Below are 9,800 nucleotides of genomic sequence, written 5' to 3'. Positions count from 1 at the left end.
GATGAAGGACGCAGCAAGAAAGCACCGCGCCGCCGCGGTCAGGGCAAGAATCTATTCCGGGTCGGCTGACGGCCTCTCGTGGCCAGCGCTGGTGCTCGTGCCACCGTGCTCGGAGCCGTCAAGGACGGCCCTTTGGGCCGCCGCCTCCGGCGGTCTTCGATCCTTGACCGCTCCTGCGCGCGGCGGCGCGCCGGGAGGCGTCGGGACGAAGGGCGTCCCGACCATCGACCGCGCCTCCGGCGGGTCGAACAACGGGCGATCAGGCGAGCTGGCTGTCCTCTCCCACTGACATTTCTAATGAGCGGAACCTGCGACTTGTCTATCGGGCGCCGACATTTCGAAGAAGCCCGCAAGCTGAGCAACTGGACTGTCCGGCGGTCGGATTGAAAGGCACTGACGCTGATCAAGACTCGCTACGTGGGCTTTGGTCCGACCTTCACTCCACGGGAGACGATCCGCAACTTTCCGTCTGGAAGCGTCGCTGGAGCTTGAGTGCTTCTTCCGCCGGCCCGCTAACGACGGAGTCCCATCAGGTACTCCAGCGCGATCCGGATGTCATCCGCAGCCTCCGTCGAACAGGCGTGGAAGGACCGTTCCGCGTCGCCCGAACCCTCTTCGATCGTCTCGCCGGGTTGCGTCGGTAGATTGACGATGCACAGCTCCGACTGCGCGCCTGCCTTGCAGCGGATGGTGACGTCGGTCCCGTTGCGGACCGCGACCTCGATGTCACCGATCTTGGCTTCGATGAGCTCCCGCGAATCGGACGTCGACTGGCCGTCGTTGACCTCGGCAGTCATCCTCTTCTGGTCGATCGCGAGCCTGAACGTCTTGTCGTCCCCGATCCAGTGGTAGCGGTCGAGGCGCCTCTCGTAGGTCCCGAAGGTCTGCTCCTCGGGTTCGTAAGCGTCCGCCGGACAGGCGAAGGAGAGTGTCAGCAGGCGCAGGACTTCGACATTGCCGGCGCCGACGGCGGGGCCAGCGCTCGCGGCGGCGAGCAGGAGCGAAAGAGCGGTCTGGCAGATCGCCATGATTTCCGCCTTGGGCTGGAGATGGGGGCTCATCTCACCGCTCCCGGGGAGACGAAGCGAGGCTGCGGCGGCGGTACGTAGCGCGCCGAGCCCCCTCCGCCGCGGTAGTTGGAGGTCGTCGTCGAATCCCCGCCGCTCGGCCGCTGCGGAGCGGGCGTGACGGTCTGGCGCGGACCGTTGGGAGCCGGCTGCATCTGCGGCGATTGTCCCTGATAGGTCGGACCGAAAGAGGGCACATAGGACGGCCCCGGATCGGAATCGACCTCCTGTGGCACCCAGTCGCCGTACGACTTGTAGATCCTCTCATGCCGGTTGACGCTGAAGGAAGAAGCCCGAGCGAGCACGTCGATCGTGGACTGCTGTTCGTGCCTGGCCTTAGCCTCGCAAAACTCTTTCTGAGCGGAGGCAGCATCCAAGCAGGTGCGGCCCTCGAGTTCTATCCAGGCGGCGACGAAATGCTCCTGCCAGAATGCCTTGGTGTTGCCGGTGCACGTCGCCCGTCCGCTATCGTAGGCTACCTGACATCCCTCTAGTGCCTCGGTGAGCCGATCATCTTCCTTCTGATAGGCGGCCTTGCAGGCGCGGAACCGCTTGTCTGCTTGATTGCGGCACGGCACTCCATCGCCTTGAGACACGACGGTCCTAATGCCGTCCCTCCATGCTCTGGAGAACGTCACCTGCGGACAGGCGGACTTTTCGTCCTCGTAGTCCGTTCCGCATTTTGCCAGCGCATTCTGTCTGTCCTGCTCCGCCCGTCTCGCCGCATCCTCCTTGGCCTGCTGCCGCTGAGCGGCAGCGACTTCAGCTTCGCGGCGTTCCTTGGCTTCCTTGCCCGCTAGCAGCATCTTGCCGAACTGCTCCATCGCCTCGTCGTTGCGGCGCTGCTGCTCCCGAAAGACGGCCTTCACCTGCTCGCGCCGCTCCGGCGAGGCGGCGTCCCGATCGAAATCGCCGCGTTGTCGCCGGACCTTCTCGCCCGCGTCCTCAAGCCGAGGCGTGGCAGTGGCCAGCCGGCGCGAGATGTTGTCTTCCGGAGGCGGATTGGCGCCGGCGGAATCGCCGGCGTGGCAGCCCTCGTAGAGCTTGTTGTATTTCAGGATCCGGTTCCAGCGGTGGATTGCCTCGTCCTGGCAGGCCGAAGCCTTGAACCAGTCGGGCTCGTAGACCTTGCAGGAGACCAAGTCGGGCAGGCCGCGGTCGTCAATTTTCGCGGTCGGGCAGATCCCGCTCGCGAGCGCGGACTCGATGTCGTCAGCCGCCGCCGGCGCCGCGAGCGCGGCGAGGAGGCAGGTCAGGAAACGAAGCTTCAGGGGCCCCTCCCTTTCAGTACGTCGTCGGACGGAATCGTTGCCGAATGAACGCGGAGCTTTATGAGCAGGATTCGCTGATGCGCCGCTGACGAAGGAGGACAGGAGTCCGCGAAACACCTTGGCGCGACGCGGAGCATGTTCCAGGATTAGTCGCATCCGATCTCGACGAGGTGAGCCAGACCCGTCCCATCTTTCTGGACCTGGAAATTCGAAAGGTCAAAACCGGCGGTGTCGACGATGCGCCTGATATCCGCCTCCGACCGATGGATCAGTTTCCAGTTGGCGATTGCCTCCATCCACACCCGGAACGGATTGTCCGTGGCGATGTTCGTGAACAGCACCGTCCCGCCCTCCTTGACCGCGCGCTCACGCAGCTCCTTCAGCAAGAAGGCGATGGTGCGGTCGTCGAGATAGTCGAACAGTCCGCCACAGACCACGATGTCGAACGGCCCGTCGTCCTGAGCCTTGCGGATGCCGCGGCGCACGTCCCCGCAGATCGTGCGCACCTCGCAATATCGCTGCAGCCGGTCCTGCGCGAGCTGCAGGGCCTCCTGGTCGAGGTCGAGAAGCACGATTTCGGACGCCGTGAAGCGATGAGCGGCGATGTTGAAATCCGCACCTCCGCCGCAACCCACCGACAATATCCGTCCCGGCGTGACGGCACACATCTTGAGATATTGCCACCAGATCTTGTTGCGGTGTTGCTGGCCAATGGCCGTGTTCAGCGCATACCAGTCGATCCACGCGCCGGCATCCGGAGTTGTCGGCACCGCGGCTCCCCTGACCAGAAGCTCGATCGTTTCGAAGTCGCCTGGATATCCGCGTGGCCATTCGCGCAGTCTCCGCACGAAGGGCGACAATGCCTGCAGCTCGGCGGCAGGCCTCAACACGTCCTGAACGTCGTGCGATCTCCACAGAGCCGGCGGAACGCCGGCCAGCGCGCCACAGAGCGCATGCATCTCGGCGACCGTCCCGTGCATCGCGCCTGCCGGACTGGCGGGCATCGCGGCAAAGAACCTTGAAAACGCAGCGACTTGTCGCTGCAAATCGGAAAGGTCCAGCCTCTCCAACGTCTCGCTCATCCGGAACCCCCTTGTTCCGGAAGAACGTTTGGCATGACCGCCCGGACCTCGCATAACCCAAGTGGGTTATGTCGCGTCGTCGCTGCCTTCGCGCGCGTGCGCAGCCGGACCGTCGCCTCAGCGAAGCACCAGCTTCGCCAGCACGGCAACTAGCTCGCTCTGCCGGGAGACGCCGACCTTGGAGAAGACCCGCTTGAGCACGGTGCGGGCCGTTTCCTCGGCGATCCCCAGCCGCTCCGCGGCTTCCTTCGGGGGAAGACCGGCCCCCACGAGGGCTGCAATCCGCGCTTCGCCCAAGGTCAGGCCGAGCACGTCGCGGACGACGGCAGGATCGGCCGGCTCATCAAGCTTCTGCTCGATTGCGAGCACGATGCCGCGGGTGTGGGTGAGAAACTTTTCGGCAAGGCTGGCTCGCGACGCGATCGGCAAGAGATAAACCACCAGCCGGCGGCTCGCTCCGATGGAATGAACGAGAACGGGCTTTGGATCGCCGATCAGGTGGTGCGGATCTCCGCGCAACGTCCGCGCGATAGCCTCGTCGATCGCTGTGCGTTCGGTGCCCGAGCCGATCCGCAACCGCCCCTGGACGATTTGCAGTTGATCTCCGATCAGCCGCTGCCCGGCCGGGTTGGAGAACACCACGCGTCCCAGTGAATCCAGCGCGAACACGCCAATCCCGATCCGGGCCAACGCTTCGCCGAGGCCCACCTTGGCGAGCTCCGCATCCAGCAAGCGGATCGTAAGCCGTAGCGATTTCTCGACATGGCGCCCGATGCGGCGCACCGTTTCGAGTTCGGCGTCGGAATATTCGGGCCGCCCCGCATGACCCTGGAGACTGAGGAGAACGCCGACATGCGGGTCAGGCGATACCGCTACCCCTCCGAGCGTTCCAAGCCCATGTTGCGCTCTGAACTGAACGAAGAACGGATGGTCGCTGATCTCGTCCTTCGAAACGAGGTGGCGGCTCGCGTAGGGCTCGCCGTTGAAGAAATAGCCGCTCTCCATCGCCCGGATTGCCGCTATGTCGCGCCTCGTCCAACCGCTCTCTTCGTAATCCCTTTGCGCTTCGACAAGACTTGCAGAAACAATCGTGCCGTATGAGCCGTCGTCCCGCCGCCACATCAGCAACGCACCGACGTCTCCGAAGCAGTCCGCGATCATCCCGAGCGCTCGCGGCCACTGCGACGGATCGGGTGCTGCATCGTAGATGGCTTCGATCGCGTTCAGAAGGAGACTTGCCGACGAGAGCAAACTCACGCGAGTGGCCTCCACAGGTTGCCGGGGCCGCCTGCCTGCCAAGGACATCGATCGAGCGGCAATACGAGTTCACCGGATCTCGCCTTTTTCAACTCAGTTTGCATGGTTTTTGTGCACTCAAGAAGGTCCGTCGTCGACCATTCTAGCCCATCGAAATTTGCCGCGTACACGCGGCGTACCACAAATGGGGGATGCTCTGAAGCGCGCGCATCCGCAAAGTTAGCAGTCACTTTTGAGCTGGCGGCGGAATTCGCGGCAATGCATGGCTAGTCAATCGATTGAGCTTTCCGGGATTTCGCGGATCCATGCCAGACTGGGGGAAGCGGCGGTCGATCCAGGCAAATGGAGAGATTTGCTCGAGGAGATGTGCCGGGCCGTCGGCGCAGAGGGAGCCAGCCTGAGGCAGGCCGGCGTTCGAACGTCGGACGTGCCCTATACGGCCTCGATGGAGAACCTCACTAGGGTCTATTTCAAGGAGGAGTGGCACCTCAGGGATATCAGGGTCCCGCGCGTCCAAAGCCTATTCGCTTCGTCCCATCCTCCCGTTGCCCCGGCGTTCTGCGACGCGGATATGTTCAGCTACGACGAAATGCGCCAGATGTTCCGTCAGGACGCCTATTTCAACGACTTCCTCCGGCAGGGAAAGCTGAAATGGGGAGGCTGGATTCGTTTCCCCGTCGCGGGGCAGCCCTGGCTGGTCGCCTTCCAGCGGACCGACGCGCAGGGGCCGTTCGAGCCGGATGACATGCTGCGGCTCGCGCCGCTCGCGCCGGCTCTTGCCGAGATTGCGGACTTGTCGGCCGCCGTCGGACGGTCCGTGCTCACCGGGGTGCTGGATGGCCTGCATCTCGTTCAGAAGCCTGCGGTGGCGCTGGATCGAAATGGCCTCGTCCTGGGCATCAATGCGGGCGCCGAGGCCGTGTTCGATTCCGAGTTTCGGGTTCGCAACTCGCGTCTGTTCATTCGCGACGGCAAGGCGCGTCAGGCGCTCGACCGCATGACGTCGGATGCGGGCCGCGACGAATTCCGATGCGGATCGAACGGGCAGTCTGAGAGTATCATCGTTGCACGACGCGAGATCAAGAAGCCGGTTCTCATGAAGCTTCTGGCAGTCCACGGGGCGGCGAGCGCGCCTTTCCTCGGTGCAAAGTTCATTCTCACCCTGACGGACCTGGAGGCGGCGCGTCCGTCGTCACTTGAAACCATCTCGGAAGCGTTCTCGCTGACCGGCGCCGAGGCCAAGGTCGCCGCGATGATCGCGGCCGGGGCGTCCCCCGAGAAGATCGCAGGCGAGCTGCGGCTGTCGCGGGAAACGGTGCGGAATCAGATCAAGGCAATTTTCGGCAAGACCGGGACGCATCGCCAGAGCGAGCTGGCCGCGTTGCTCGCCCGGATTCAAACCTGAGCTTCGCCGGGATCGCGCAGCAGCGCGCGATCCCAAGGGGCTGAACCGAATGCACGGGCCGCTCAGCACGGACCACGGCCGGTGGCACCGCCCGTCCATTCGCACCACTGCACACTCGAGCCGATGCTTGCCGTCGAGCGCTGGCCCGCTCCGACGCGATCGGAACAGCTCCAATTGCCGCAATAGGCGTTGTCGCTCCAGTTGACCCATACGCTGGTGCTGCAGTGATTGACCCAGAAAGGCCCGCTGTAATCGATCGACAGGCAGGTGGCCTGCGCTCCGACGGCCGACGTCGCCAGAAACAGGCCCGTCGCCATGAAGATCTTCGGCAGGATACGCATTTTCTTTTCCTCAACATGAATGAAACAAGCCCGGCCGCCGCCGCCCTTCGCCGCTGAAGTCAGCGGGAGGCGGACGAGACGCCTGGCCCTTGACGCGAACAACAGCTTGCCTCGAGGATCGTCGTAGCGCCTGACCCATCTGGGTCATGCGGGGGTAATTCGTGCCGCAGCTCAGCTCCAATGCGTCGAGACTTCCAGGTAGATCACATTGCCGGGCTCGTCGCGATAGACCCTGCGGTCCCGGCTCGAGCTGAGCAGCGCCTCGAACCCGGTTTCGCTGCGATAGATCAGCGTCCATCCCATCATCCCCTCCATGTAGCCCCGGCCGTAATTCTCGGGCGCGTAGTTGCCGACCAGAAGCCGGCCGGAGGGCGCGAGCATGCCGACGAGGCGACTGAGCAGGGCGGATGCCGTCTCGGCCGGAAGATAGTCGAACAGTCCGGCCGAATAAATCAGGTCGTATGTGACGTCGTTTCTGGACTTGAAGAGATACGAGATCGACCTGTTCATCGGGTTGACGTTGAAGTCGGGGTTGGAGTTGACGGCCTCCTGCAGCGAGGCGCCGTCCTGATCGAGCGCGACGATCTCGAAGTCGCGTTGCGGGATGGTGGATCGGACGATGTCCAGCTCTCGCAGGTGGCCGCTGGCGACGGAAAGGATGCGCGCGTTCCGGACGCGGTCCACGGTCTTCGAAATCTCGCAGCCGAGATGGTCCCGGCGCCAGAGGATGCTCTTCGCGGCGCTGACGCCGGTGGTCATGAAATGGATAGCTGCGCCGAGCTCGGTCAGTTGCAGGTGGCCTGGGCGATAGATGTAGTCCAGCATGACCGCGTCGCCGGCATAGCCGCGCGGCTTGTCGAACGCCCTCGCGGTGAACGGATCCTGGAGCGCCATCCGATGTACGGGATGGGTCCGGCAGATCGTCCTGAAATCGGCCAGGGCACTGCTTTGCACCGCCAGATCGTAGAACGCGCCCAGCTCCCGGATCATCTCATCCACGACCGCAACGCTGGGGACCTTCTGCAGCCGGTCGTGAAATCCATCGAGAACCGGACCAAGCCTTGTGGTGATCTCCGACCGCGCTATACTTTCCATGACCAATTGCTCCCGTTGAGATCGCCAGAAGAGCGCACGCGGCGAAGCTACGCATGACCCAAATGGGTCGTCGTTCCGGACTGCGGCCATGGAGAATTTGCGGTGAACCATCGTGCTCGGTGACCCGAACGGGCCGTCGCCGCTGTGCTGCGCAAGCCGGACATGGCGCAAATGCTTGATGCCGCCTTCGCGGCCCTATTTGTAGCGATGCCCGGGCTTGGCCAGCAGTATGAAACCCTTTCGGACGCGACACACGAGATGATCGTTGATCACGTCGGGGCACGCTTCCAGCCCGTCCAGAACCGGTGTTCTCGTGATGTGAGGTCTCGTCAATTCCACGTGCCGGTTCGAATATTGCAACCGGGCCACGTGAAGGAATACGCCGCGCTTCAACTTGACGGTCGTGACGTCTTCGCGGCGCCAGCCCCCGTGCTCGATCGTGTGACTCATGAGGGCAAAGGTCTTCTGGAAGCGAGGATCGAGCGCATCGAGCTCCTCGCCCTTGAGCGTCGCATGCCAACCGGTCAACACCAGCGTCCGGGATTCAGGTTTCTGGAAGTTGGCTCCGGAGGCAATGAGCTCCTCGACCTTGGCCAAAAGGTCGGTTCGCGGACGGACGTAGCGGCCGAATTCCTGTCGCGGGAGGAAGAACAGGTTGGACGAGACGCTGAGCTCCTCGTGATCGGGATAGATCGCGACGATATAGCTGTCCTGGATGTCGGGAACGTCCCTGAATATCTCGAGCTGCGCAACAGGCTCCGCGGCCCGGGCGGCTAGTGGTGCCAGGGCGAGAAGCAACAGGCAGCACTTGATCGCGATCGCGGATTGCGCCCCGAACCCGTATGCCGTCCGGACGATCATCGACATGGCGCGCAATCCGGTACCTCATTCGCCCCGATATGGGCGCTGCCCCGCCGCCATTCCCCGGACATCATGATTGTAGATTTGGCGTGCACCGAGGCCTGCGACGATGCAGGCCGCCAGCCAGAACGCGCCGGCGGCCCAGGGGGGCGGCGTGCTCAACGTGACAGTCACGGCGATGTAGATTGACATGCTCAGGAAGACCAGAACGGCTGGCCAGCTCCGGGAGCCATTCAGCGCGGCGAGCACCGTCGCGATTTGAAGCCAGAAGCTTCCGCCGATCGCAAGCATCAGATGCCATCCGCTACCGGACCGCCGCAGCTCCATGGACAGCACGCAGACGCCGAGCGTCATGACGAGCGAAAACAAGACCCCCAGCCAGATGGCTGCGAGGCGCCTCAGGCGGAACAGGCGATCCGTCGAACACGATGGCAATGATGATCTCCGAATAGCTGCAGTATTCCATTGAGGGACATGTCCTATGTCGCGCCACCGCCGACCTTCACTAAGCCGCGGCCTCGCAATTCACAGACACAAGTCGGGAATTGCTGCATTTCAGCAACTGCTCCGGACAAGCGCCCAGTTTAGAGGGTTCACCCAACGATATTCTAAACTCGCATCTCGGGTCGAGAAGGGCTCTTAGTATTCCGACAAACATTGGGCTGTAGTATCCGTATTTCGTGTTCAAGTTGCAAGATGATCTGGATGATCGGTCGAAATTGGAATTCATTAGGTACCTGATTGGCCGCAGGCAGCGGTCCTGCCATCATAGCGCTGAACGCCCCGAAATTAACCGTTTCAAAGAGGCGAGCAATCGGGGAGGGTGCACTTGCTAATGTGAAGTGGCCGATCCACTCGTCGACTCTGCTCGCGATCTCCAACTCGCACCTCGCGATACCAGGGATACTGATTGTCTCGCGGTAGCCTAGATCAGCGTTGCCATTTATGTGTCGCTTAAGGGCCTCCCAAAAGCCAATGATGTGCGGATCGAGTGGGAACAGTAACAACCCTGCGCAAGTCATGGTCGTTAGGAAGTCAGTCATTGGGGCAGATGTGGACGCGTGTGTGCGCCGGTGTGTTGCCGGACCTTCATAAAGACTGCCGAAATGTCGGCGCCCGATAGACAAGTCGCAGGTTCCGCTCATTAGAAATGTCAGTGGGAGAGGACAGCCAGCTCGCCTGATCGCCCGTTGTTCGACCCGCCGGAGGCGCGGTCGATGGTCGGGACGCCCTTCGTCCCGACGCCTCCCGGCGCGCCGCCGCGCGCAGGAGCGGTCAAGGATCGAAGACCGCCGGAGGCGGCGGCCCAAAGGGCCGTCCTTGACGGCGCCGAGCACGGTGGCACGAGCACCAGCGCTGGCCACGAGAGGCCGTCAGCCGACCCGGAATAGATTCTTGCCCTGACCGCGGCGGCGCGGTGC

10 protein-coding genes are annotated in these 9,800 nt (G+C 63.1%); 1 reads left to right on the top strand and 9 read right to left on the bottom strand.

The window, feature by feature from the left end; all coding sequences use genetic code 11:
- Positions 1-512: 512 nt before the first annotated feature.
- The 4 genes from BM374_RS37620 to BM374_RS37605 all read right to left on the bottom strand — a co-directional run bounded on the left by BM374_RS37620 (position 513) and on the right by BM374_RS37605 (position 4,677).
- On the bottom strand, positions 513-1,061 hold the full coding sequence (locus BM374_RS37620; protein WP_092304003.1) for a hypothetical protein: 549 nt from the start codon (positions 1,059-1,061) through the stop codon (positions 513-515).
- Positions 1,058-2,494 (bottom strand): hypothetical protein, encoded by a 1,437-nt coding sequence (locus tag BM374_RS37615; protein WP_092304001.1) that lies wholly within the window; start codon positions 2,492-2,494, stop codon positions 1,058-1,060. The genes BM374_RS37620 and BM374_RS37615 overlap by 4 nt, the downstream gene beginning before the upstream one ends.
- On the bottom strand, positions 2,485-3,420 hold the full coding sequence (locus BM374_RS37610) for a class I SAM-dependent methyltransferase (RefSeq protein ID WP_244552885.1): 936 nt from the start codon (positions 3,418-3,420) through the stop codon (positions 2,485-2,487). The genes BM374_RS37615 and BM374_RS37610 overlap by 10 nt, the downstream gene beginning before the upstream one ends.
- Positions 3,421-3,537: 117 nt before the next feature.
- Entirely contained in the window at positions 3,538-4,677 is a 1,140-nt protein-coding gene (locus BM374_RS37605; RefSeq protein ID WP_244552884.1) for a helix-turn-helix transcriptional regulator, read from the bottom strand.
- Positions 4,678-4,939: 262 nt separating this feature from the next.
- Between BM374_RS37605 and BM374_RS37600 the strand changes: the two genes are divergently transcribed.
- A complete protein-coding gene (locus BM374_RS37600) occupies positions 4,940-6,082 on the top strand; it encodes a helix-turn-helix transcriptional regulator (protein ID WP_092303997.1) in 1,143 nt (380 codons plus the stop codon).
- 62 nt (positions 6,083-6,144) lie between these two features.
- On the opposite strand, the gene BM374_RS37595 is transcribed toward BM374_RS37600, so the two are convergent.
- From BM374_RS37595 to BM374_RS39260, 5 genes are all read right to left on the bottom strand, one after another.
- Positions 6,145-6,423: a hypothetical protein gene (locus BM374_RS37595; RefSeq protein ID WP_092303995.1), complete on the bottom strand. Its 279-nt coding sequence runs from the start codon at positions 6,421-6,423 to the stop codon at positions 6,145-6,147.
- 171 nt (positions 6,424-6,594) lie between these two features.
- Positions 6,595-7,518: a class I SAM-dependent methyltransferase gene (locus BM374_RS37590; protein WP_092303993.1), complete on the bottom strand. Its 924-nt coding sequence runs from the start codon at positions 7,516-7,518 to the stop codon at positions 6,595-6,597.
- A 195-nt stretch (positions 7,519-7,713) separates the two neighbouring features.
- A complete protein-coding gene (locus BM374_RS37585; protein WP_092303991.1) occupies positions 7,714-8,385 on the bottom strand; it encodes a hypothetical protein in 672 nt (223 codons plus the stop codon).
- Positions 8,386-8,403: 18 nt separating this feature from the next.
- On the bottom strand, positions 8,404-8,733 hold the full coding sequence (locus BM374_RS37580) for a hypothetical protein (RefSeq protein WP_143270360.1): 330 nt from the start codon (positions 8,731-8,733) through the stop codon (positions 8,404-8,406).
- A gap of 799 nt (positions 8,734-9,532) precedes the next feature.
- Positions 9,533-9,800 (bottom strand): hypothetical protein (locus BM374_RS39260; RefSeq protein ID WP_210188634.1); only part of this gene is annotated, 268 nt, incomplete at its 5' end.

The organism is Bradyrhizobium sp. Ghvi (assembly GCF_900115265.1).
GTDB lineage: Bacteria > Pseudomonadota > Alphaproteobacteria > Rhizobiales > Xanthobacteraceae > Bradyrhizobium.
Note: the sequence above shows the minus strand (reverse complement) of the source record. Positions and strands in the feature narration are given on the sequence as shown.

Excerpts from the sequence above, each read along its gene's own strand:
- BM374_RS37615 (WP_092304001.1), bottom strand. The coding sequence starts at position 2,494 with ATGCGACTAATCCTGGAACATGCTCCGCGTCGCGCCAAGGTGTTTCGC.
- BM374_RS37600 (WP_092303997.1), top strand. The coding sequence starts at position 4,940 with ATGGCTAGTCAATCGATTGAGCTTTCCGGGATTTCGCGGATCCATGCC.
- BM374_RS37620 (WP_092304003.1), bottom strand. The coding sequence starts at position 1,061 with ATGAGCCCCCATCTCCAGCCCAAGGCGGAAATCATGGCGATCTGCCAG.
- BM374_RS37580 (WP_143270360.1), bottom strand. The coding sequence starts at position 8,733 with ATGACGCTCGGCGTCTGCGTGCTGTCCATGGAGCTGCGGCGGTCCGGT.
- BM374_RS37595 (WP_092303995.1), bottom strand. The coding sequence starts at position 6,423 with ATGCGTATCCTGCCGAAGATCTTCATGGCGACGGGCCTGTTTCTGGCG.
- BM374_RS37585 (WP_092303991.1), bottom strand. The coding sequence starts at position 8,385 with ATGTCGATGATCGTCCGGACGGCATACGGGTTCGGGGCGCAATCCGCG.
- BM374_RS37590 (WP_092303993.1), bottom strand. The coding sequence starts at position 7,518 with ATGGAAAGTATAGCGCGGTCGGAGATCACCACAAGGCTTGGTCCGGTT.
- BM374_RS37610 (WP_244552885.1), bottom strand. The coding sequence starts at position 3,420 with ATGAGCGAGACGTTGGAGAGGCTGGACCTTTCCGATTTGCAGCGACAA.